The 22304-nt window shown below is 45.8% G+C and carries 23 protein-coding genes; 20 read left to right on the forward strand and 3 right to left on the reverse strand.

The window, feature by feature from the left end; translation table 11 throughout:
• Positions 1 to 13 precede the first annotated feature (13 nt).
• The 18 genes from spaK to sptP all read left to right on the forward strand — a co-directional run bounded on the left by spaK (position 14) and on the right by sptP (position 16310).
• Positions 14 to 421 (forward strand): SPI-1 type III secretion system chaperone SpaK, encoded by a 408-nt coding sequence (gene spaK, locus ACLJRH_RS18740; RefSeq protein ID WP_001164066.1) that lies wholly within the window; start codon positions 14 to 16, stop codon positions 419 to 421.
• The gene (gene invC, locus ACLJRH_RS18745) at positions 418 to 1713 is read left to right on the forward strand and encodes a SctN family type III secretion system ATPase InvC (RefSeq protein ID WP_000856766.1); all 1296 of its coding nucleotides are present in this window, start codon (positions 418 to 420) and stop codon (positions 1711 to 1713) included. Before spaK ends, invC begins: the two co-directional genes overlap by 4 nt.
• The gene (gene spaM, locus ACLJRH_RS18750; RefSeq protein WP_000555884.1) at positions 1691 to 2134 is read left to right on the forward strand and encodes an SPI-1 type III secretion system protein SpaM; all 444 of its coding nucleotides are present in this window, start codon (positions 1691 to 1693) and stop codon (positions 2132 to 2134) included. Before invC ends, spaM begins: the two co-directional genes overlap by 23 nt.
• On the forward strand, positions 2134 to 3144 hold the full coding sequence (spaN, locus tag ACLJRH_RS18755) for an SPI-1 type III secretion system protein SpaN (protein WP_023136970.1): 1011 nt from the start codon (positions 2134 to 2136) through the stop codon (positions 3142 to 3144). The genes spaM and spaN overlap by 1 nt, the downstream gene beginning before the upstream one ends.
• Positions 3144 to 4055: an SPI-1 type III secretion system protein SpaO gene (spaO, locus tag ACLJRH_RS18760; protein ID WP_000058729.1), complete on the forward strand. Its 912-nt coding sequence runs from the start codon at positions 3144 to 3146 to the stop codon at positions 4053 to 4055. The genes spaN and spaO overlap by 1 nt, the downstream gene beginning before the upstream one ends.
• Positions 4045 to 4719, forward strand: coding sequence for an SPI-1 type III secretion system export apparatus protein SpaP (spaP, locus tag ACLJRH_RS18765; protein WP_000526016.1), 675 nt, complete (start codon positions 4045 to 4047; stop codon positions 4717 to 4719). Before spaO ends, spaP begins: the two co-directional genes overlap by 11 nt.
• 25 nt (positions 4720 to 4744) lie before the next feature.
• On the forward strand, positions 4745 to 5005 hold the full coding sequence (gene spaQ, locus ACLJRH_RS18770) for an SPI-1 type III secretion system export apparatus protein SpaQ (RefSeq protein ID WP_000342503.1): 261 nt from the start codon (positions 4745 to 4747) through the stop codon (positions 5003 to 5005).
• A 3-nt stretch (positions 5006 to 5008) separates the two neighbouring features.
• Positions 5009 to 5800, forward strand: a complete 792-nt coding sequence (gene spaR / locus ACLJRH_RS18775; protein ID WP_000498965.1) for an SPI-1 type III secretion system export apparatus protein SpaR — start codon at positions 5009 to 5011, stop codon at positions 5798 to 5800.
• Positions 5787 to 6857, forward strand: coding sequence for an SPI-1 type III secretion system export apparatus protein SpaS (spaS, locus tag ACLJRH_RS18780; RefSeq protein WP_000097719.1), 1071 nt, complete (start codon positions 5787 to 5789; stop codon positions 6855 to 6857). Before spaR ends, spaS begins: the two co-directional genes overlap by 14 nt.
• A gap of 137 nt (positions 6858 to 6994) precedes the next feature.
• The gene (gene sicA / locus ACLJRH_RS18785; RefSeq protein ID WP_000386309.1) at positions 6995 to 7492 is read left to right on the forward strand and encodes a SycD/LcrH family type III secretion system chaperone SicA; all 498 of its coding nucleotides are present in this window, start codon (positions 6995 to 6997) and stop codon (positions 7490 to 7492) included.
• Between the two features lie 2 nt (positions 7493 to 7494).
• A complete protein-coding gene (gene sipB / locus ACLJRH_RS18790) occupies positions 7495 to 9276 on the forward strand; it encodes an SPI-1 type III secretion system needle tip complex protein SipB (protein WP_000245782.1) in 1782 nt (593 codons plus the stop codon).
• A 27-nt stretch (positions 9277 to 9303) separates the two neighbouring features.
• Positions 9304 to 10533: an SPI-1 type III secretion system needle tip complex protein SipC gene (gene sipC / locus ACLJRH_RS18795; RefSeq protein ID WP_000909019.1), complete on the forward strand. Its 1230-nt coding sequence runs from the start codon at positions 9304 to 9306 to the stop codon at positions 10531 to 10533.
• A gap of 70 nt (positions 10534 to 10603) precedes the next feature.
• Positions 10604 to 11626, forward strand: a complete 1023-nt coding sequence (sipD, locus tag ACLJRH_RS18800) for an SPI-1 type III secretion system needle tip complex protein SipD (protein ID WP_000932250.1) — start codon at positions 10604 to 10606, stop codon at positions 11624 to 11626.
• Positions 11627 to 11644: 18 nt separating this feature from the next.
• Complete coding sequence (gene sipA / locus ACLJRH_RS18805; protein ID WP_023136968.1) at positions 11645 to 13702, forward strand: SPI-1 type III secretion system effector SipA; 2058 nt, start codon at positions 11645 to 11647, stop codon at positions 13700 to 13702.
• A gap of 18 nt (positions 13703 to 13720) precedes the next feature.
• Positions 13721 to 13969 (forward strand): acyl carrier protein, encoded by a 249-nt coding sequence (locus ACLJRH_RS18810; protein WP_001055579.1) that lies wholly within the window; start codon positions 13721 to 13723, stop codon positions 13967 to 13969.
• Between the two features lie 43 nt (positions 13970 to 14012).
• A complete protein-coding gene (locus tag ACLJRH_RS18815; RefSeq protein ID WP_000692251.1) occupies positions 14013 to 14273 on the forward strand; it encodes a hypothetical protein in 261 nt (86 codons plus the stop codon).
• 26 nt (positions 14274 to 14299) lie between these two features.
• Entirely contained in the window at positions 14300 to 14692 is a 393-nt protein-coding gene (sicP, locus tag ACLJRH_RS18820) for a chaperone SicP (RefSeq protein ID WP_001147854.1), read from the forward strand.
• Entirely contained in the window at positions 14679 to 16310 is a 1632-nt protein-coding gene (sptP, locus tag ACLJRH_RS18825) for an SPI-1 type III secretion system effector GTPase-activating protein SptP (RefSeq protein WP_023223205.1), read from the forward strand. Before sicP ends, sptP begins: the two co-directional genes overlap by 14 nt.
• Before the next feature lie 53 nt (positions 16311 to 16363).
• Here the strand turns inward: sptP and iagB are convergent, their stop codons facing one another.
• The 3 genes from iagB to hilD all read right to left on the reverse strand — a co-directional run bounded on the left by iagB (position 16364) and on the right by hilD (position 20543).
• The gene (gene iagB, locus ACLJRH_RS18830; protein ID WP_000558932.1) at positions 16364 to 16846 is read right to left on the reverse strand and encodes an SPI-1 type III secretion system invasion protein IagB; all 483 of its coding nucleotides are present in this window, start codon (positions 16844 to 16846) and stop codon (positions 16364 to 16366) included.
• Positions 16847 to 16863: 17 nt separating this feature from the next.
• Positions 16864 to 18525 (reverse strand): transcriptional regulator HilA, encoded by a 1662-nt coding sequence (gene hilA, locus ACLJRH_RS18835; protein WP_001120090.1) that lies wholly within the window; start codon positions 18523 to 18525, stop codon positions 16864 to 16866.
• Between the two features lie 1088 nt (positions 18526 to 19613).
• On the reverse strand, positions 19614 to 20543 hold the full coding sequence (gene hilD, locus ACLJRH_RS18840; RefSeq protein ID WP_001527962.1) for a transcriptional regulator HilD: 930 nt from the start codon (positions 20541 to 20543) through the stop codon (positions 19614 to 19616).
• A 315-nt stretch (positions 20544 to 20858) separates the two neighbouring features.
• Here hilD and prgH point away from each other — a divergent pair, with 315 nt between their 5' ends.
• Positions 20859 to 22037 (forward strand): type III secretion system inner membrane ring protein PrgH, encoded by a 1179-nt coding sequence (gene prgH, locus ACLJRH_RS18845; RefSeq protein WP_000450196.1) that lies wholly within the window; start codon positions 20859 to 20861, stop codon positions 22035 to 22037.
• Positions 22038 to 22061: 24 nt separating this feature from the next.
• Positions 22062 to 22304, forward strand: coding sequence for a type III secretion system needle filament protein PrgI (gene prgI / locus ACLJRH_RS18850; protein WP_000235228.1), 243 nt, complete (start codon positions 22062 to 22064; stop codon positions 22302 to 22304).

Genomic DNA, 22304 nt, shown 5'->3' on the forward strand with positions numbered 1-22304 from the left:
AAGGAAAAGATCTATGCAACATTTGGATATCGCTGAATTAGTTCGTTCCGCACTGGAAGTAAGTGGTTGCGATCCTTCATTAATTGGAGGAATAGATAGCCATTCAACAATTGTTCTGGATTTATTTGCATTGCCAAGTATCTGTATCAGCGTCAAGGACGATGATGTATGGATCTGGGCGCAATTGGGTGCTGACAGCATGGTGGTATTACAACAGCGGGCTTATGAAATCTTAATGACCATAATGGAAGGATGCCATTTTGCCCGCGGCGGGCAATTACTACTGGGGGAGCAGAATGGGGAGCTAACGCTTAAAGCCTTAGTGCATCCGGATTTTTTATCTGACGGTGAAAAGTTCTCTACTGCCTTGAATGGGTTTTACAACTATCTGGAAGTTTTTAGTCGGTCGCTAATGAGATGAAAACACCTCGTTTACTGCAATATCTGGCCTACCCACAAAAAATAACCGGCCCAATTATTGAGGCGGAATTGCGCGATGTAGCCATTGGCGAACTGTGTGAAATACGCCGTGGCTGGCACCAAAAACAGGTTGTTGCACGTGCGCAGGTGGTTGGCTTACAGCGGGAACGCACCGTGCTGAGCCTTATCGGCAATGCCCAGGGGCTGAGCCGCGATGTCGTGCTTTATCCCACTGGACGTGCGTTATCTGCGTGGGTGGGATACTCGGTATTAGGCGCGGTGTTGGATCCGACGGGGAAAATCGTTGAGCGTTTTACCCCTGAAGTGGCGCCGATTAGCGAAGAACGCGTTATTGATGTCGCACCGCCTTCTTACGCTTCGCGCGTTGGCGTCCGTGAACCGCTGATTACCGGTGTGCGCGCGATTGACGGGTTATTGACCTGTGGCGTAGGCCAGCGAATGGGCATTTTTGCTTCCGCAGGATGCGGTAAGACCATGCTGATGCATATGCTGATCGAGCAAACGGAGGCGGATGTTTTTGTTATTGGTCTTATCGGTGAACGAGGCCGCGAGGTCACTGAATTCGTGGATATGTTGCGCGCTTCGCATAAGAAAGAAAAATGCGTGCTGGTTTTTGCCACTTCCGATTTCCCCTCGGTCGATCGCTGCAATGCGGCGCAACTGGCGACAACCGTAGCGGAATATTTTCGCGACCAGGGAAAACGGGTCGTGCTTTTTATTGACTCCATGACTCGTTATGCGCGTGCTTTGCGAGACGTGGCACTGGCGTCGGGAGAGCGTCCGGCCCGTCGAGGTTATCCAGCCTCCGTATTCGATAATTTGCCCCGCTTGCTGGAACGCCCCGGGGCGACCAGCGAGGGAAGCATTACTGCCTTTTATACGGTACTGCTGGAAAGCGAGGAAGAGGCGGACCCGATGGCGGATGAAATTCGCTCTATCCTTGACGGTCACCTGTATCTGAGCAGAAAGCTGGCCGGTCAGGGACATTACCCGGCAATCGATGTACTGAAAAGCGTAAGCCGCGTTTTTGGACAAGTCACGACGCCGACACATGCTGAACAGGCATCTGCCGTGCGTAAATTAATGACGCGTCTGGAAGAGCTCCAGCTTTTCATTGACTTGGGAGAATATCGTCCTGGCGAAAATATCGATAACGATCGGGCGATGCAGATGCGGGATAGCCTGAAAGCCTGGTTATGCCAGCCGGTAGCGCAGTATTCATCCTTTGATGACACGTTGAGCGGTATGAATGCATTCGCTGACCAGAATTAAAGTATTGCAGCGGCGCTGTACGGTATTTCATTCACAGTGTGAGTCGATATTACTTCGCTATCAGGATGAGGACCGCGGGCTGCAGGCCGAGGAGGAGGCGATCCTTGAACAAATAGCGGGTCTGAAATTGTTATTAGATACGCTGCGTGCAGAAAACAGACAGCTCAGTCGTGAGGAAATTTATACGTTATTACGTAAGCAGTCTATTGTTCGCCGGCAGATAAAAGATTTAGAACTCCAGATTATACAAATTCAGGAAAAACGGAGCGAGCTGGAAAAGAAAAGGGAAGAGTTTCAGAAAAAAAGTAAATATTGGTTGCGCAAAGAAGGGAACTATCAACGCTGGATAATCCGTCAGAAAAGACACTATATCCAGCGAGAGATACAGCAGGAAGAGGCCGAGTCAGAGGAGATAATTTAATGGGCGATGTGTCAGCTGTCAGTTCATCCGGGAACATTTTACTGCCGCAGCAGGATGAGGTTGGCGGTTTATCAGAAGCATTAAAAAAAGCGGTGGAAAAACATAAGACAGAATATTCCGATCATAAAAAAGATCGCGACTATGGCGATGCTTTCGTAATGCATAAAGAAACGGCTTTACCGGTATTGCTGGCGGCATGGCGACATGGCGCGCCAGCGAAATCAGAACATCACAATGGCAACGTTTCTGGTCTGCATCATAACGGAAAAGGCGAACTCAGGATTGCTGAAAAACTGTTGAAAGTCACTGCTGAAAAATCTGTCGGTTTAATTTCTGCGGAGGCCAAAGTAGATAAATCCGCAGCGTTGCTATCGTCTAAAAATAGGCCGTTAGAAAGCGTAAGTGGTAAAAAATTATCTGCTGATTTAAAAGCTGTGGAATCCGTTAGTGAAGTAACCGATAACGCCACGGGAATCTCTGACGATAATATCAAGGCATTGCCTGGGGATAATAAAGCCATCGCGGGTGAAGGCGTTCGTAAAGAGGGCGCGCCGCTGGCGCGGGATGTCGCACCTGCCCGAATGGCCGCAGCCAATACCGGTAAGCCTGACGATAAAGATCATAAAAAGGTTAAAGATATTTCTCAGCTTCCGCTGCAACCAACCACTATCGCCGATCTTAGCCAATTAACCGGCGGCGATGAAAAAATGCCTTTAGCGGCGCAATCAAAGCCGATGATGACTATTTTTCCCACTGCCGATGGCGTGAAAGGGGAGGATAGCTCGCTGACTTACCGTTTTCAGCGCTGGGGAAATGACTATTCCGTCAATATTCAGGCGCGGCAAGCAGGGGAGTTTTCGTTAATACCGTCAAATACGCAGGTTGAACATCGTTTGCATGATCAATGGCAAAACGGTAATCCCCAGCGCTGGCACCTGACGCGAGACGATCAACAAAATCCGCAGCAGCAACAGCACAGACAGCAATCTGGCGAGGAGGATGACGCCTGATGTCATTGCGTGTGAGACAGATTGATCGTCGCGAATGGCTATTGGCGCAAACCGCGACAGAATGCCAGCGCCATGGCCAGGAAGCTACGCTGGAATATCCGACGCGACAGGGAATGTGGGTTCGGTTGAGCGATGCAGAAAAACGGTGGTCGGCGTGGATTCAACCTGGGGACTGGCTTGAGCATGTCTCTCCCGCTCTGGCGGGGGCGGCGGTTTCTGCTGGCGCTGAGCACCTGGTCGTTCCCTGGCTTGCTGCAACAGAGCGACCGTTTGAGTTGCCCGTGCCGCATTTGTCCTGTCGGCGTTTATGCGTAGAGAACCCCGTGCCGGGAAGCGCGCTGCCGGAAGGGAAATTGTTGCACATTATGAGCGATCGGGGCGGCCTGTGGTTTGAATATCTTCCTGAACTGCCTGCAGTCGGGGGCGGCAGGCCGAAAATGCTGCATTGGCCGTTGCGCTTTGTAATCGGTAGCAGTGATACGCAGCGTTCGTTGCTGGGCCGAATCGGGATCGGAGATGTACTCCTGATTCGTACTTCCCGTGCGGAAGTTTATTGCTACGCGAAAAAGTTAGGTCATTTCAACCGTGTTGAAGGGGGAATTATTGTGGAAACGTTAGATATTCAACATATCGAAGAAGAAAATAATACAACTGAAACTGCAGAAACTCTGCCTGGCTTGAACCAATTGCCCGTCAAACTGGAATTTGTTTTGTATCGTAAGAACGTTACCCTCGCCGAACTCGAAACCATGGGGCAGCAGCAGCTATTATCACTGCCGACCAATGCTGAACTTAACGTTGAAATTATGGCGAATGGTGTTTTGCTGGGTAATGGCGAACTGGTACAGATGAATGACACCTTAGGCGTTGAGATCCATGAATGGCTGAGCGAGTCTGGTAATGGGGAATGATATCTCATTAATTGCCTTACTGGCATTTTCCACCCTGTTGCCATTTATTATTGCGTCAGGAACCTGTTTCGTTAAATTTTCTATTGTATTTGTCATGGTGCGTAACGCCCTGGGATTGCAGCAGATACCTTCAAATATGACGCTTAACGGCGTCGCATTGCTGCTTTCTATGTTTGTTATGTGGCCCATAATGCATGATGCCTACGTCTATTTTGAGGACGAAGATGTCACCTTTAATGATATTTCGTCATTAAGTAAACACGTTGATGAAGGTCTGGATGGTTATCGCGATTATCTGATCAAATATTCAGATCGCGAGTTAGTTCAGTTTTTTGAAAACGCGCAACTGAAGCGTCAGTATGGAGAAGAGACCGAGACGGTAAAGCGTGACAAAGATGAAATTGAAAAACCATCAATATTTGCGTTATTACCTGCTTATGCGCTGAGCGAAATAAAAAGCGCGTTTAAAATTGGTTTTTATCTCTATTTGCCCTTTGTTGTCGTCGACCTGGTGGTATCCAGCGTGCTACTGGCGCTGGGGATGATGATGATGAGTCCGGTGACGATATCTACACCTATTAAGCTGGTGCTTTTTGTCGCGCTTGATGGCTGGACATTACTGTCTAAAGGATTGATTTTACAGTATATGGACATTGCAACATGACATCATTACGAGACGGGATAGTTAAATGGATGATTTAGTGTTTGCAGGTAATAAGGCGCTCTATCTTGTTTTGATCCTGTCAGGGTGGCCGACGATTGTCGCAACGATTATCGGCCTCCTGGTAGGGTTATTCCAGACGGTAACGCAATTACAGGAACAGACGCTGCCTTTTGGCATTAAATTACTTGGCGTGTGTTTGTGCTTGTTTTTACTGTCTGGCTGGTATGGCGAAGTTTTACTCTCTTACGGGCGTCAGGTGATATTCCTGGCGTTGGCTAAGGGGTAAAAAATGTTTTACGCGTTGTACTTTGAAATTCATCACCTGGTTGCGTCTGCGGCACTAGGGTTTGCTCGCGTGGCGCCGATTTTTTTCTTCCTGCCGTTTTTGAATAGCGGGGTATTAAGCGGCGCGCCGAGAAACGCCATTATCATCCTGGTGGCATTGGGAGTATGGCCGCATGCATTGAACGAGGCGCCGCCGTTTTTATCGGTGGCGATGATCCCGTTAGTTCTGCAAGAAGCGGCGGTAGGCGTCATGCTGGGCTGTCTGCTGTCATGGCCTTTTTGGGTTATGCATGCGCTGGGTTGTATTATCGATAACCAGCGAGGGGCAACGCTAAGTAGCAGTATCGATCCGGCAAACGGTATTGATACCTCGGAAATGGCTAATTTCCTGAATATGTTTGCCGCTGTCGTTTATTTACAAAACGGCGGTCTGGTCACGATGGTTGACGTGTTAAATAAAAGCTATCAGCTATGCGATCCGATGAACGAGTGCACGCCTTCATTACCGCCGCTATTAACGTTTATTAATCAGGTGGCTCAAAACGCCTTGGTTCTGGCCAGTCCGGTGGTATTAGTGTTGTTGCTGTCAGAAGTATTCCTGGGTTTATTGTCGCGCTTTGCTCCGCAAATGAACGCCTTTGCGATTTCACTGACGGTAAAAAGCGGCATTGCCGTTTTAATTATGCTGCTTTATTTCTCTCCGGTGCTACCGGACAATGTACTGCGACTCTCTTTCCAGGCCACAGGATTAAGCAGTTGGTTTTACGAGCGAGGGGCGACGCATGTCCTCGAATAAAACAGAAAAACCGACTAAAAAACGGCTGGAAGACTCCGCTAAAAAAGGCCAATCATTTAAAAGTAAAGATCTCATTATCGCCTGCCTGACGCTGGGAGGAATTGCCTATCTGGTGTCGTATGGCTCATTTAATGAGTTTATGGGGATAATTAAGATCATTATTGCGGATAATTTTGATCAGAGCATGGCTGACTACAGTTTGGCCGTTTTTGGGATAGGGTTAAAATATCTGATTCCATTTATGCTGCTCTGCTTAGTGTGTTCCGCATTACCGGCGTTATTACAGGCCGGTTTTGTGCTGGCGACAGAAGCATTAAAACCTAATTTATCGGCGTTAAACCCGGTAGAAGGGGCGAAAAAACTTTTTAGTATGCGAACGGTTAAAGATACGGTCAAAACCCTACTGTATCTCTCATCCTTTGTGGTGGCCGCCATCATTTGCTGGAAGAAATATAAGGTTGAAATCTTTTCTCAGCTAAATGGCAATATTGTAGGTATTGCCGTCATTTGGCGTGAGCTTCTTCTCGCGTTGGTATTAACTTGCCTTGCTTGCGCATTGATTGTCTTATTATTGGATGCTATTGCGGAATATTTCCTGACCATGAAAGATATGAAAATGGATAAGGAAGAAGTGAAGCGTGAAATGAAGGAGCAGGAAGGGAACCCAGAGGTTAAATCTAAAAGACGTGAAGTTCATATGGAAATTCTGTCTGAACAGGTGAAATCCGATATTGAAAACTCACGCCTGATTGTTGCCAACCCCACGCATATTACGATCGGGATTTATTTTAAACCCGAACTGATGCCGATTCCGATGATCTCGGTGTATGAAACGAATCAGCGCGCACTGGCCGTCCGCGCCTATGCGGAGAAGGTTGGCGTACCTGTGATCGTCGATATCAAACTGGCGCGCAGTCTTTTCAAAACCCATCGCCGTTATGATCTGGTGAGTCTGGAAGAAATTGATGAAGTTTTACGTCTTCTGGTTTGGCTGGAAGAGGTAGAAAACGCGGGCAAAGACGTTATTCAGCCACAAGAAAACGAGGTACGGCATTGAGCCGCGTAAAGCAGTAGCGATGTATTCATTGGGCGTTTTTTGAATGTTCACTAACCACCGTCGGGGTTTAATAACTGCATCAGATAAACGCAGTCGTTAAGTTCTACAAAGTCGGTGACAGATAACAGGAGTAAGTAATGGATTATCAAAATAATGTCAGCGAAGAACGTGTTGCGGAAATGATTTGGGATGCCGTTAGTGAAGGCGCCACGCTAAAAGACGTTCATGGGATCCCTCAAGATATGATGGACGGTTTATATGCTCATGCTTATGAGTTTTATAACCAGGGACGACTGGATGAAGCTGAGACGTTCTTTCGTTTCTTATGCATTTATGATTTTTACAATCCCGATTACACCATGGGACTGGCGGCGGTATGCCAACTGAAAAAACAATTTCAGAAAGCATGTGACCTTTATGCAGTAGCGTTTACGTTACTTAAAAATGATTATCGCCCCGTTTTTTTTACCGGGCAGTGTCAATTATTAATGCGTAAGGCGGCAAAAGCCAGGCAGTGTTTTGAACTTGTCAATGAACGTACTGAAGATGAGTCTCTGCGGGCAAAAGCGTTGGTCTATCTGGAGGCGCTAAAAACGGCGGAGACAGAGCAGCACAGTGAACAAGAAAAGGAATAATTATGGTAAATGACGCAAGTAGCATTAGCCGTAGCGGATATACCCAAAATCCGCGCCTCGCTGAGGCGGCTTTTGAAGGCGTTCGTAAGAACACGGACTTTTTAAAAGCGGCGGATAAAGCTTTTAAAGATGTGGTGGCAACGAAAGCGGGCGACCTTAAAGCCGGAACAAAGTCCGGCGAGAGCGCTATTAATACGGTGGGTCTAAAGCCGCCTACGGACGCCGCCCGGGAAAAACTCTCCAGCGAAGGGCAATTGACATTACTGCTTGGCAAGTTAATGACCCTACTGGGCGATGTTTCGCTGTCTCAACTGGAGTCTCGTCTGGCGGTATGGCAGGCGATGATTGAGTCACAAAAAGAGATGGGGATTCAGGTATCGAAAGAATTCCAGACAGCTCTGGGAGAGGCTCAGGAGGCGACGGATCTCTATGAAGCCAGCATCAAAAAGACGGATACCGCCAAGAGTGTTTATGACGCTGCGGCCAAAAAACTGACGCAGGCGCAAAATAAATTGCAATCGCTGGACCCGGCTGACCCCGGCTATGCACAAGCTGAAGCCGCGGTAGAACAGGCCGGAAAAGAAGCGACAGAGGCGAAAGAGGCATTAGATAAGGCCACGGATGCGACGGTTAAAGCAGGCACAGACGCCAAAGCGAAAGCCGAGAAAGCGGATAACATTCTGACCAAATTCCAGGGAACGGCTAATGCCGCCTCTCAGAATCAGGTTTCCCAGGGTGAGCAGGATAATCTGTCAAATGTCGCCCGCCTCACTATGCTCATGGCCATGTTTATTGAGATTGTGGGCAAAAATACGGAAGAAAGCCTGCAAAACGATCTTGCGCTTTTCAACGCCTTGCAGGAAGGGCGTCAGGCGGAGATGGAAAAGAAATCGGCTGAATTCCAGGAAGAGACGCGCAAAGCCGAGGAAACGAACCGCATTATGGGATGTATCGGGAAAGTCCTCGGCGCGCTGCTAACCATTGTCAGCGTTGTGGCCGCTGTTTTTACCGGTGGGGCGAGTCTGGCGCTGGCTGCGGTGGGACTTGCGGTAATGGTGGCCGATGAAATTGTGAAGGCGGCGACGGGGGTGTCGTTTATTCAGCAGGCGCTAAACCCGATTATGGAGCATGTGCTGAAGCCGTTAATGGAGCTGATTGGCAAGGCGATTACCAAAGCGCTGGAAGGATTAGGCGTCGATAAGAAAACGGCAGAGATGGCCGGCAGCATTGTTGGTGCGATTGTCGCCGCTATTGCCATGGTAGCGGTCATTGTGGTGGTCGCAGTTGTCGGGAAAGGCGCGGCGGCGAAACTGGGTAACGCGCTGAGCAAAATGATGGGCGAAACGATTAAGAAGTTGGTGCCTAACGTGCTGAAACAGTTGGCACAAAACGGCAGCAAACTCTTTACCCAGGGGATGCAACGTATTACTAGCGGTCTGGGTAATGTGGGTAGCAAGATGGGCCTGCAAACGAATGCCTTAAGTAAAGAGCTGGTAGGTAATACCCTAAATAAAGTGGCGTTGGGCATGGAAGTCACGAATACCGCAGCCCAGTCAGCCGGTGGTGTTGCCGAGGGCGTATTTATTAAAAATGCCAGCGAGGCGCTTGCTGATTTTATGCTCGCCCGTTTTGCCATGGATCAGATTCAGCAGTGGCTTAAACAATCCGTAGAAATATTTGGTGAAAACCAGAAGGTAACGGCGGAACTGCAAAAAGCCATGTCTTCTGCGGTACAGCAAAATGCGGATGCTTCGCGTTTTATTCTGCGCCAGAGTCGCGCATAAAAACTGCCAAAATAAAGGGAGAAAAATATGTTAATTAGTAATGTGGGAATAAATCCCGCCGCTTATTTAAATAATCATTCTGTTGAGAATAGTTCACAGACAGCTTCGCAATCCGTTAGCGCTAAAGATATTCTGAATAGTATTGGTATTAGCAGCAGTAAAGTCAGTGACCTGGGGTTGAGTCCTACACTGAGCGCGCCTGCGCCAGGGGTATTAACGCAAACCCCCGGAACGATCACGTCCTTTTTAAAAGCCAGTATTCAAAATACCGACATGAATCAGGATTTGAATGCCCTGGCAAATAATGTCACGACTAAAGCGAATGAGGTTGTGCAAACCCAGTTACGCGAGCAGCAGGCAGAAGTCGGAAAGTTTTTTGATATTAGCGGAATGTCTTCCAGTGCCGTTGCGCTGTTGGCTGCCGCGAATACGTTAATGCTGACGTTGAACCAGGCTGATAGCAAACTGTCTGGTAAGTTGTCATTAGTCAGTTTTGATGCAGCTAAAACGACGGCAAGCTCCATGATGCGCGAAGGGATGAATGCGTTGTCCGGTAGTATTTCCCAGAGCGCGCTTCAGTTGGGGATCACTGGCGTGGGCGCCAAACTGGAATATAAGGGGCTGCAGAATGAAAGAGGCGCGCTTAAACATAATGCCGCGAAGATCGATAAACTGACCACTGAAAGCCACAGTATTAAAAACGTGCTGAACGGGCAGAATAGCGTCAAACTCGGTGCTGAAGGCGTCGATTCTCTGAAATCGTTAAATATGAAGAAAACCGGTACCGATGCGACGAAAAATCTTAATGATGCGACGCTTAAATCTAATGCCGGAACCAGCGCCACGGAAAGTCTGGGTATTAAAGACAGTAATAAACAAATCTCCCCTGAACATCAGGCTATTCTGTCGAAACGTCTTGAGTCTGTCGAATCCGATATTCGTCTTGAGCAGAATACCATGGATATGACCCGAATTGATGCGCGCAAGATGCAGATGACGGGCGATCTGATTATGAAGAACTCGGTCACGGTCGGTGGTATTGCAGGGGCGTCCGGGCAGTACGCCGCTACTCAGGAACGTTCTGAGCAGCAAATTAGCCAGGTGAATAACCGTGTTGCCAGCACCGCATCGGACGAAGCCCGTGAAAGTTCACGTAAATCGACCAGCCTGATTCAGGAAATGCTGAAAACAATGGAGAGCATTAACCAGTCGAAAGCATCCGCACTTGCTGCTATCGCAGGCAATATTCGCGCTTAATCTGAAAGGTCATCTATACGCCATCATGGGGGGGATTTAATCGCGCTCCTGATGGCGAACTGGGGATATTATGCTTAATATTCAAAATTATTCCGCTTCTCCTCATCCGGGGATCGTTGCCGAACGGCCGCAGACTCCCTCGGCGAGCGAGCACGTCGAGACTGCCGTGGTACCGTCTACCACAGAACATCGCGGCACAGATATCATTTCATTATCGCAGGCGGCTACTAAAATCCAGCAGGCACAGCAGACGCTGCAGTCAACGCCACCGATCTCTGAAGAGAATAATGACGAGCGCACGCTGGCGCGCCAGCAGTTGACCAGCAGCCTGAATGCGCTGGCGAAGTCTGGCGTGTCATTATCCGCAGAACAAAATGAGAACCTGCGGAGCGCGTTTTCTGCGCCGACGTCGGCCTTATTTAGCGCTTCGCCTATGGCGCAGCCGAGAACAACCATTTCTGATGCTGAGATTTGGGATATGGTTTCCCAAAATATATCGGCGATAGGTGACAGCTATCTGGGCGTTTATGAAAACGTTGTCGCAGTCTATACCGATTTTTATCAGGCCTTCAGTGATATTCTTTCCAAAATGGGAGGCTGGTTATCGCCTGGTAAGGATGGAAATACCATTAAGCTAAATGTTGACTCACTTAAAAGTGAAATAAGTAGTTTAATTAATAAATACACTCAAATAAATAAAAATACGATTTTATTTCCCTCGCAAACTGGCAGCGGAGTGACAACAGCAACGAAAGCGGAAGCTGAGCAGTGGATTAAAGAATTGAATTTACCGGACAGCTGTCTAAAGGCGTCTGGTTCTGGTTATGTCGTACTGGTAGATACGGGGCCACTGAGCAAAATGGTTAGCGATCTTAATGGAATAGGATCGGGTTCAGCCCTTGAACTGGATAACGCCAAATATCAAGCCTGGCAGTCGGGTTTTAAAGCACAGGAAGAAAATCTGAAAACCACATTACAGACGCTGACGCAAAAATACAGCAATGCCAATTCATTGTACGACAACCTGGTAAAAGTGCTGAGCAGTACGATAAGTAGCAGCCTGGAAACCGCCAAAAGCTTCCTGCAAGGATAATAGAAGAGGATATTAATAATGGTTACAAGTGTAAGAACTCAGCCCCCCGTCATGATGCCAGGTATGCAGACCGAGATCAAAACGCAGGCCACGAATCTTGCGGCGAATCTTTCCGCAGTCAGAGAAAGTGCCACAGCGACGCTGTCAGGGGAAATTAAAGGCCCGCAACTGGAAGATTTTCCCGCGCTGATCAAACAGGCGAGTCTGGATGCATTGTTTAAATGCGGAAAAGACGCCGAGGCGTTAAAAGAAGTTTTTACCAATTCAAATAATGTCGCAGGTAAGAAAGCGATAATGGAGTTTGCCGGGCTCTTTCGTTCAGCGCTCAACGCCACCAGTGATTCTCCTGAGGCGAAGACGCTACTGATGAAGGTGGGGGCAGAGTATACCGCGCAAATCATAAAAGATGGCCTGAAAGAAAAGTCAGCTTTTGGGCCATGGCTGCCAGAAACAAAGAAAGCGGAAGCGAAGCTGGAAAACCTGGAAAAGCAGCTGTTAGATATCATCAAAAATAACACTGGCGGTGAATTAAGTAAATTATCGACGAATCTTGTTATGCAGGAGGTGATGCCCTATATTGCCAGCTGCATTGAACATAACTTTGGCTGTACGTTGGATCCGTTAACCCGCAGCAATCTTACGCAGCTTGTTGACGCCGCGGCGGCGAAGGCGGTTAAGGCGCTTGATATGTGCCACCAAAAATTAACGCAAGAGCAGGGTACCAGCGTAGGACGGGAAGCCCGGCACCTTGAAATGCAAACGTTGATACCCCTGCTGCTACGTAATGTTTTTGCACAAATTCCTGCAGATAAACTGCCTGACCCTAAAATTCCGGAACCTGCGGCTGGACCAGTACCTGATGGTGGGAAAAAAGCAGAACCTACGGGTATTAATATCAATATTAATATTGATAGCAGTAACCATAGCGTGGATAACAGTAAGCATATTAACAATAGCCGAAGCCATGTCGATAATAGCCAGCGCCATATCGATAATAGCAACCATGATCATAGCCGGAAGACGATTGATAATAGCCGAACATTTATTGATAACAGCCAACGCCATGGCGAGTCACACCATTCGACTAACAGCAGCAACGTAAGTCATAGTCATTCGCGTGTGGATTCGACTACGCATCAAACGGAGACGGCACACAGCGCCAGCACAGGGGCAATTGACCATGGCATCGCAGGTAAAATTGACATCACGGCTCATGCGACGGCAGAGGCTGTGACCAACGCTTCTTCCGAAAGTAAAGATGGAAAGGTGGTCACGTCAGAAAAGGGCACTACGGGTGAAACAACCTCTTTTGATGAAGTCGATGGCGTAACCAGCAAGAGCATTATCGGCAAGCCGGTACAGGCCACGGTGCACGGCGTTGATGATAATAAACAGCAAAGCCAGACGGCAGAGATTGTGAATGTGAAGCCGCTTGCCAGTCAACTGGCTGGCGTTGAGAATGTTAAAATCGATACCTTACAATCAGACTCGACGGTAATTACAGGTAATAAAGCCGGTACGACCGATAATGATAATAGCCAGACAGATAAGACTGGCCCATTTTCTGGTTTGAAGTTTAAGCAAAATAGTTTCCTCTCAACAGTACCGAGCGTTACGAATATGCATTCAATGCATTTCAACGCCCGTGAGGCGTTTTTGGGTGTGATACGTAAAGCCCTGGAGCCGGATACCTCCACACCGTTCCCTGTACGCAGAGCGTTTGACGGCTTGCGTGCGGAAATATTACCCAATGACACGATAAAGAGTGCAGCGTTGAAAGCGCAATGTAGCGATATTGACAAGCACCCAGAATTGAAAGCGAAAATGGATACGCTTAAAGAGGTCATTACTCATCATCCACAAAAAGAAAAACTGGCTGAGATTGCACTGCAGTTTGCCAGAGAGGCGGGGTTGACCAGGCAAAAAGGGGAAACTGACTATGTGTTAAGTAATGTGCTGGACGGCCTTATCGGAGACGGTAGCTGGCGAGCTGGCCCGGCTTACGAGTCATACCTGAATAAACCTGGCGTAGATCGGGTTATTACTACCGTTGATGGCTTGCACATGCAGCGTTAATTAACCGGGAAAGATGCGATGAATATGGATATTGAAGCAAGAGTCAAAAAAGTGATCACCTCCTGTATTGCCGTTGATGTTGATAGTATCAATGGTCAGACCCATCTGGTTGAGGATCTTTATGCTGACTCATTGGATTTAATTGATATTGTATTTGGTCTTAGTGAGGAGTTTGACATTAGTTGCAATGAAAACGATCTTCCTGATATGACGACCTTTGCGGATATATGCCGTGTTGTTAAAAAAAGTCTTGAGTCCAGGGTGTAGTATTTTTCTCTCGCTCGACAACAATTGAACAAGATTAATTGTTATGAAAATCATCACACACGTAGTACCCGGTTCAGGTATGGCTGCAATATATGATGATATTGCTGACAGTCCGCGTTTTGTTATTAAAGGCAAGTTACGTCATGTTGAAAATGATCCGAAGGAGCTGCTGATATGTGTTCCGATGCGTAGTGAATGGCTATTCTACTGGATTAAAGGAGAGAAATATTGCGCCCGGCGATGGGCGCGAAAAAGTATCAAGACATTGTGTAACCAGATTAAATTTGAAGAAGCAATCTTATAAAAGATATAATTCAAGAGGAAAGTAAATTGCAAGCACACCAGGATATTATCGCTAATATTGGTGAGAAATTGGGTTTACCGCTCACTTTTGACGACAACAATCAGTGCTTATTACTACTCGATAGCGATATTTTTACGTCTATTGAAGCTAAAGATGATATCTGGTTATTGAACGGTATGATTATACCGTTATCGCCTGTTTGTGGCGATTCTATCTGGCGGCAGATTATGGTGATTAATGGTGAACTGGCTGCGAATAATGAAGGTACGTTAGCGTATATTGAGGCCGCAGAGACGTTGTTGTTTATACATGCAATTACCGATCTGACAAATACTTACCATATTATATCGCAGCTTGAGTCATTTGTGAATCAGCAGGAAGCGCTCAAAAACATACTGCAGGAATATGCTAAAGTATGAGGAGAGAAAATTGAATAATTTAACGTTGTCTTCGTTTTCAAAAGTTGGTGTGTCGAATGATGCCCGACTTTATATTGCTAAGGAAAATACTGATAAGGCATATGTTGCGCCTGAAAAATTTTCGTCAAAAGTATTAACCTGGCTTGGAAAAATGCCGTTATTTAAAAACACTGAAGTGGTGCAAAAACATACGGAAAACATCAAGGGACAGGATCAGAAAATTTTACAAACATTTCTCCAGGCACTAACGGAAAAATATGGAGAAACAGCGGTCAATAACGCACTGTTAATGTCCCGTATAAATATGAACAAACCCCTTACCCAACGTTTAGCAGTGCAGATCACGGAGTGTGTAAAAGCTGCTGACGAAGGGTTTATAAACCTTATTAAGAGCAAGGATAATGTTGGTGTCATGAATGCCGCTTTAGTCATAAAAGGCGGCGATACAAAAGTGGCAGAAAAAAATAACGATGTTGGAGCAGAAAGTAAGCAACCTTTACTCGATATCGCGCTAAAGGGACTTAAAAGAACATTACCGCAACTGGAACAAATGGATGGAAATAGCCTGCGAGAAAACTTCCAGGAGATGGCTTCAGGTAACGGCCCGCTACGTTCATTAATGACGAATTTACAGAATTTAAATAAAATTCCAGAGGCTAAACAACTTAATGATTATGTTACAACGTTAAAAAATATTCAGATAGGAGCAGACAGGTTCTCACAATGGGGAACCTGTGGGGGAGTGGTTGAGAGGTGGATTGATAAAGCCTCTACCCATGAATTAACCCAGGCTGTAAAAAAAATTCACGTTATTGTTAAAGAACTGAAAAACGTTACAGCTGAACTTGAGAAAATAGAAGCCGGCGCGCCAATGCCACAGACGATGAGCGGACCGACACTGGGCCTGGCACGGTTTGCGGTCAGCAGCATTCCAATTAATCAGCAAACCCAAGTGAAACTGAGCGATGGAATGCCTGTGCCAGTGAATACGTTAACTTTTGACGGTAAGCCTGTGGCATTAGCCGGTTCGTACCCAAAAAATACGCCGGACGCGCTGGAAGCGCATATGAAAATGCTTCTTGAAAAAGAATGCTCGTGCCTGGTGGTGTTAACGTCGGAAGATCAGATGCAGGCAAAACAATTACCACCCTATTTCAGAGGGAGCTACACTTTTGGCGAGGTGCATACCAACAGCCAAAAAGTGAGCTCAGCCAGTCAGGGAGGAGCGATAGACCAATACAATATGCACCTGTCCTGCGGGGAAAAGCAGTATACAATCCCGGTATTGCATGTGAAAAATTGGCCAGATCACCAGCCGTTACCGTCTACTGATCAGTTAGAATACCTGGCAGATAGGGTGAAAAATAGTAACCAAAATGGCGCGCCGGGGCGTAGTTCATCAGATAAGTATTTACCGATGATTCATTGTCTGGACGGAGTGGGGAGAACCGGAACGATGGCGGCGGCTCTTGTACTTAAGGATAATCCTCATAGTAATCTGGAGCAGGTACGTGCAGATTTCCGGGATTCACGGAACAATAGAATGCTGGAAGACGCCTCACAGTTTGTACAACTAAAAGCAATGCAAGCCCAGTTGCTTATGACGACAGCAAGCTGATAAAAACATAGCTTACTTTTAGAACTATCTGAAAGTAAGCTATTTCTGTATAATTATTTGTTTACCGCGATAGAAAGTCTTTTGTTTTTCTCTTCTGCTGACATCCCTTTTAATTTTCTGTAATTCTCCCAAATTTTTTTAGCATAACGCTTCCTTATATCCGATCGTTTCGGTGACGTCCCGGCATTATAAGCGCCAACGGCCTCCCAGCTATAACCGTAGATTTTCATCATATCTGATAAAATGGATGCGCCCACAATGACAGAAATGCAGGGGTCCTGTAACAACTGTTTTTCACTAATCCCCATTTTTTTCAGCCTTTTCATATGGAAGCTGTTAATTTGCATCAGGCCAAGATCGGTTGAACCATCTCGGTTATAACCAATGGCGCCTGGTTTCATCGCCGATTCCTGCTGGGCGATAGCGTAAAGTAGTTCGGATTCAATATTGAACATTTTTTCAGCCTGAAGCCAGCAATCAGCCCATGCAGTATTTATGCTAAGCAACCAGATTACGATGATAAAAAAATAATGCATATCTCCTCTCTCAGATTTTACCGTAATTTAATCAAGCGGGGATCCTGTTTCCATCTTTTGAACCAAATATTGTCTTCGTTTTTAAATTTATTCCACATTTTCTCGGCAATAGCTTCGCCGTGGGCAACCAGCACTAACGGTAATAATCCCGGATTATTATCTATACGCTGTTCACTTTCCAGGAATTCTCTTATCGTCGGTAAGGCTCGCTCACTATTCTGACAGTATTCAGCATAAAGAAGATTAACAGCAATAAGCCCTGTTATTTCCTGCGTGGATATTTCTTTAGTTAATTTTCGTGCCAGTTCATGTTTACCTTTAAGCGAAAGAAACATAACCTGCATACTTAATAATATTGGATTATCCTGCAGGTGTTGTGAGCGTAATTCATCGCCTAAACGTATAGCATCATCAATACCAGTATGATAATAGGTAATCCACAGCTTAGTGATCCCTGCGGCTGCACGCGTTGGATCCAATTTTAAACACTCATTAATCGTTTGTAAGGCCTCCTCCAACTGACCAGCCATGAAAAGATTCCAGCCATAATAATATTTAATATCTGCAGAAATGGGCGAAAGTAAGTTAGCTTGTTTGAATAGCAAACTCCCGACGATGTATTCTGAATGAATCGTATTAATTAGCCCCAGTAATCCTAAAGCTTGTGGATTATTGTGGTCCAGCTCTGTCGCCTTAATCGCATGTTCTTTAGCTTTGATCATGGCGTTTTGTTTATCAAAAATCCCCATTTGCGCCATGCTGAGGTAGCATTCTGCCAGCGCACAGTAAGGCGCAATGCTGTTTGGCGACATGTTAACGCATTGAGTCAGCAATTTAAGCGCTTGCTGTAAGCTATAGGGGGTATATTGATTTAACTCATGCTTACCGCGTAAGTAAACCATAGTACTGTCAATCGAATTTAGCTCGCTAACCTGCTTTGTGTCCCAGCGAAGCCCGGGAATACATCTGAGCAAAAGATTAGCAATTTTGTTTTGCAAGAGAGAAGCGGGTTGGTGTTCTATCAACTTAATGCTTTCCTGGTGCAGCAGGTGATAACCTTTAACCCGAACTATCTCGATCTGTACAATATTATCATTGCCATCGGGTATCATCTGCCCGGAGATATAATAATCGGGGCGTAATTGATCCATGAGCTCAAGAATATCTTTAACACTGCGACAGTTCTTCGTAATGGTCACCGGTAGCACGCTCAGGCCAAAGGGCGCATACTGCGATAATCCCTTCACGATAGAGTAATGCAGACTCTCGGATTGAACCTGATCCTGCATCTGAAAAGGAAGTATCGCCAATGTATGAGTCGTAGGTTGCGGCGCTGGCGGAGACACCACTACGACCGGACGATTAAACCGATAGCCCTGTCCGTACAGTGTTTCAATGTAACGATGCTCTTTATCTTCCGACAGAATACGTCGTAAGGCATAAATACAGCGGGTAAGAGATTCTTCGTTAACTTCCGCGTCGCCCCATACCTGGTCCAGTAAGGTGTTTTTACTCACAATCTCGCCGGCGGCTTCGAGCAGGATGACCAGAACAGCATATTCTTTTGGCGGAATATTGACTTTCTTTTCTGAGCGTAGCAGGGAGCCGTCCATGTTGAGTATGAAATCATCAAAGACGAATTTTTTATTCGATACAGGAACAGGATTAAAATGTGGCATGATAATAGTGTATTCTCTTACAGGGTGAAAAGTTATAATAGCTAATACAAGTCGTTAGGATAGAATCTACTGTTTCAGTAATTCTGCTGTTAGTACTAACGGTCAGGTTGAGCTTTTATTATGAGCTTAATGTCATATTGTACGGGCTCGGGTTTATATATTTTTAACATTTGATTATTTAGCTTATGCCTGTGCTTTAAATAAATGACATGTTGGTAATAATATTGTTATAACTAACCGTGATTATCGAATGGACGCTGTCGTATATCCTGGAGCAGAGAGTCAGCGCCGGGCATCTAAATATTTACATATTTAACTTGGCCTCATTGCAATAGAGATTAGTTTTGTAGCTATCTTACTGCATTTTTTGGGGGTGTAAATGCTGCTTATTATATCTTCATGGTTAATGGTCTGATAATTACACCATCAGAACCATTTTTCTCGAAGATTTCCACTAAATGACCATTCGTTGAAAGTTTAAGAGTGTAATTTGTCTTAGGTGTCAAAATATAAATGAAAGACTGTTTTTAATGGTGCGCTTATTTTTATATTTTTTTGCAAAATAATGATATCGTCTTTTCTTTACTCCTTTCTGCTATAGCGTCAAAAAGGCAGGGGGTTATGAGCAGTATCATCCTCAGGCTGGCCCCCAGGCATTATATCGATATCAGGAGGAAGAGAAGAGGTATGCCTGGCAGAAAGCTAACAAGCGTGACTGTTTCGGTGTAGACCGTTCAGGCAAATAGTTCTCAGAGGGAACGGATGATGTATATATAGGAATAAAATGCCGGCCTTAATCCACAGGGTTAAAGCCGGAAGGAGATAGTGTCATCTGGATGGATTGTTACGCTGTGAATAAGGCAATATCGATTTACCAGTCATCATAGCGATGACAAGTTCACAAAAATCGTGTTATATAATCAGCCTTACTTTAAATTACCAGAGATATCAGTATAAGCTGTCTTCCTGACAGAACAATGATATTGAATAGCCTCCCATCCTGATATAGCGTGTTAATGCGCAGTCTGAATTTTAAATTATTACAATTTTAATAAAAATCTTTACTTGAGTGACAGATACAAAAAATGTTAATGGTTCGCCATTTTTATGAATGTCGATGGCGTAGTTTTAAAATATTTTTTGAAACATTGAATGAAATAGGACGTGCTGTCATAACCACATTTTAATGCTACAGCATTAACATTATGGTTGCCTATGCGTAAAAGTTTTGCTGCCTGATTCATTCTTGCCGATAAGTAGATGTCGCTAAAGCTGGTACCTTCTTCTGCAAGTTTCCGTTTGAGCGTTGACGTACTCATAAATATATGATCGGCAACATCCGTAAGCTTCCACTGTCTACTGGGTGACGAAGATATAATGTTGTAAACGCGCTCCTTTAACGTTATCTGAGCCGAGCTAAGGATGATCTCATAACTCTCCGGGAGTCGGAGAAAAGCAGTAAGCAGGAACAGCAGAAAATAAGGAATTAACTCTTCATTTTCAATACAACTCTTGTTGTTACAGTTACTGCAACCTTTGCTTGTATCCTTCGTACAGGAGAACGCCGTTTTCAGATGTTCAAATACCTCTCTTCTGGCAGGAAAGTCAGGCGTATAGAAGATTTTCTGCGCTTTCTCTGTGGGTACCGACATTTTGGTTTGCTGCTCGTTTGGGATAAGTGCATAGAGAGCGCCAAGTCGTTGCGTCGGTATCTCGAGTATATCGAAATCCATGTGGCCATTGACCTCTTCAAGCGTCACGCTAACTACCTGCTCTTTTTTGAGCACCAACATCCCAGGTTCGTCACAGTAAATCGTATCGTGATTATTGCTAATCGTCAGTTTACCGCTCCGAAAGCAAACTAAAGTGAAACTGCTTACATAAAGATTTTTGATGGTAACCTGCTGAGTCTGACTTTTAATTTGCTGCCGGGTATTTGTCAAAAGTGATTTTAATTTCTGTAAGTTATCTGCGGCAGGACGCTGATGACTATTACTTACAAAGGTTACATTTTCCATATTATCCCTTTGTTGATGTTATTTTAATGTTCCTTACTGGTATCCTACTGAAAAAATCTGAGTTGTAAATGCTCTTTATTAGCGTGTGTTGGCAATGGTCTGATTGTTACACCAAAAGAACCCAAATTTGGGTAATTTATCTACAGTAGTTTAAGCCCCAATGGGGATGATGGTTCTTTTAATATGTGTTGAGACGCATTATACAGAATAAATTGATTTTATTTCTCACTTTTCATTCTATTTTCATCAGGAATCCCTGTGTCCTGTGCGGTAATCTGCTGCTATCGAGAACGACAGACATCGCTAACAGTATATATGGAAACATCAAAAGAGAAGACGATAACAAGCCCAGGGCCATACATAGTTCGATTACTTAACAGCTCACTGAACGGCTGTGAGTTTCCATTGCTGACAGGCCGAACACTCTTTGTGGTAGGTCAGAGTGATGCGCTCACTGCTTCAGGCCAACTCCCTGATATACCTGCCGATAGCTTTTTTATCCCGCTGGACCATGGCGGAGTAAATTTTGAAATCCAGGTGGATACGGATGCGACCGAAATTATACTCCATGAGCTGAAAGAAGGAAATTCTGAATCTCGTTCGGTGCAATTAAATACGCCAATACAGGTCGGTGAATTGCTTATCCTGATTCGCCCGGAAAGCGAGCCGTGGGTGCCCGAGCAGCCTGAGAAGTTAGAAACGTCTGCAAAAAAGAACGAGCCGCGTTTTAAAAACGGAATTGTAGCAGCACTGGCCGGGTTTTTTATATTGGGAATTGGGACGGTGGGGACGTTATGGATACTTAACTCGCCGCAGCGGCAGGCCGCAGAGCTCGATTCGTTATTGGGGCAGGAGAAGGAGCGCTTTCAGGTGTTGCCAGGACGGGACAAAATGCTCTATGTCGCTGCGCAAAATGAAAGAGATACGCTGTGGGCTCGTCAGGTTTTAGCGAGGGGCGATTATGATAAAAATGCGCGAGTGATTAACGAAAACGAAGAAAATAAGCGTATCTCTACCTGGCTGGATACCTATTATCCGCAGCTGGCTTATTATCGGCTTCATTTCGATGAGCCGCGTAAACCCGTTTTCTGGCTAAGCCGCCAGCGAAACACGATGAGCAAGAAAGAGCTCGAGGTGTTAAGTCAAAAGCTGAGAGCGCTAATGCCTTACGCGGATTCGGTTAACATCACGTTGATGGACGATGTTACCGCCGCAGGCCAGGCGGAAGCGGGGCTAAAACAGCAGGCGTTACCTTATTCCCGCAGGAATCATAAGGGGGGCGTAACGTTTGTTATTCAGGGGGCGCTCGATGATGTAGAAATACTCAGAGCCCGTCAATTTGTCGATAGCTATTACCGCACATGGGGAGGACGCTATGTGCAGTTTGCGATCGAATTAAAAGATGACTGGCTCAAGGGGCGCTCATTTCAGTACGGGGCGGAAGGTTATATCAAAATGAGCCCAGGCCATTGGTATTTCCCAAGCCCACTTTAATTTAACGCAAATAAGGAAGTCATTATGGCAACACCTTGGTCAGGCTATCTGGATGACGTCTCAGCAAAATTTGATACGGGCGTTGATAATCTACAAACGCAGGTAACAGAGGCGCTGGATAAATTAGCAGCAAAACCCTCCGATCCGGCGCTACTGGCGGCGTATCAGAGTAAGCTCTCGGAATATAACTTGTACCGTAACGCGCAATCGAACACGGTAAAAGTCTTTAAGGATATTGATGCTGCCATTATTCAGAACTTCCGTTAA

It is taken from the genome of Salmonella sp. SAL04162 (assembly GCF_046551535.1).
In the GTDB taxonomy this organism is placed as follows: domain Bacteria; phylum Pseudomonadota; class Gammaproteobacteria; order Enterobacterales; family Enterobacteriaceae; genus Salmonella; species Salmonella enterica.

What these genes read in the sequence shown, in the direction of transcription:
- spaK (WP_001164066.1), top strand. Translation starts at nt 14, where the DNA reads ATGCAACATTTGGATATCGCTGAATTAGTTCGTTCCGCACTGGAAGTA.
- invC (WP_000856766.1), top strand. Translation starts at nt 418, where the DNA reads ATGAAAACACCTCGTTTACTGCAATATCTGGCCTACCCACAAAAAATA.
- spaM (WP_000555884.1), top strand. Translation starts at nt 1,691, where the DNA reads ATGCATTCGCTGACCAGAATTAAAGTATTGCAGCGGCGCTGTACGGTA.
- spaN (WP_023136970.1), top strand. Translation starts at nt 2,134, where the DNA reads ATGGGCGATGTGTCAGCTGTCAGTTCATCCGGGAACATTTTACTGCCG.
- spaO (WP_000058729.1), top strand. Translation starts at nt 3,144, where the DNA reads ATGTCATTGCGTGTGAGACAGATTGATCGTCGCGAATGGCTATTGGCG.
- spaP (WP_000526016.1), top strand. Translation starts at nt 4,045, where the DNA reads ATGGGGAATGATATCTCATTAATTGCCTTACTGGCATTTTCCACCCTG.
- spaQ (WP_000342503.1), top strand. Translation starts at nt 4,745, where the DNA reads ATGGATGATTTAGTGTTTGCAGGTAATAAGGCGCTCTATCTTGTTTTG.
- spaR (WP_000498965.1), top strand. Translation starts at nt 5,009, where the DNA reads ATGTTTTACGCGTTGTACTTTGAAATTCATCACCTGGTTGCGTCTGCG.
- spaS (WP_000097719.1), top strand. Translation starts at nt 5,787, where the DNA reads ATGTCCTCGAATAAAACAGAAAAACCGACTAAAAAACGGCTGGAAGAC.
- sicA (WP_000386309.1), top strand. Translation starts at nt 6,995, where the DNA reads ATGGATTATCAAAATAATGTCAGCGAAGAACGTGTTGCGGAAATGATT.
- sipB (WP_000245782.1), top strand. Translation starts at nt 7,495, where the DNA reads ATGGTAAATGACGCAAGTAGCATTAGCCGTAGCGGATATACCCAAAAT.
- sipC (WP_000909019.1), top strand. Translation starts at nt 9,304, where the DNA reads ATGTTAATTAGTAATGTGGGAATAAATCCCGCCGCTTATTTAAATAAT.
- sipD (WP_000932250.1), top strand. Translation starts at nt 10,604, where the DNA reads ATGCTTAATATTCAAAATTATTCCGCTTCTCCTCATCCGGGGATCGTT.
- sipA (WP_023136968.1), top strand. Translation starts at nt 11,645, where the DNA reads ATGGTTACAAGTGTAAGAACTCAGCCCCCCGTCATGATGCCAGGTATG.
- ACLJRH_RS18810 (WP_001055579.1), top strand. Translation starts at nt 13,721, where the DNA reads ATGAATATGGATATTGAAGCAAGAGTCAAAAAAGTGATCACCTCCTGT.
- ACLJRH_RS18815 (WP_000692251.1), top strand. Translation starts at nt 14,013, where the DNA reads ATGAAAATCATCACACACGTAGTACCCGGTTCAGGTATGGCTGCAATA.
- sptP (WP_023223205.1), top strand. Translation starts at nt 14,679, where the DNA reads ATGCTAAAGTATGAGGAGAGAAAATTGAATAATTTAACGTTGTCTTCG.
- iagB (WP_000558932.1), bottom strand. Translation starts at nt 16,846, where the DNA reads ATGCATTATTTTTTTATCATCGTAATCTGGTTGCTTAGCATAAATACT.
- hilA (WP_001120090.1), bottom strand. Translation starts at nt 18,525, where the DNA reads ATGCCACATTTTAATCCTGTTCCTGTATCGAATAAAAAATTCGTCTTT.
- hilD (WP_001527962.1), bottom strand. Translation starts at nt 20,543, where the DNA reads ATGGAAAATGTAACCTTTGTAAGTAATAGTCATCAGCGTCCTGCCGCA.
- prgH (WP_000450196.1), top strand. Translation starts at nt 20,859, where the DNA reads ATGGAAACATCAAAAGAGAAGACGATAACAAGCCCAGGGCCATACATA.
- prgI (WP_000235228.1), top strand. Translation starts at nt 22,062, where the DNA reads ATGGCAACACCTTGGTCAGGCTATCTGGATGACGTCTCAGCAAAATTT.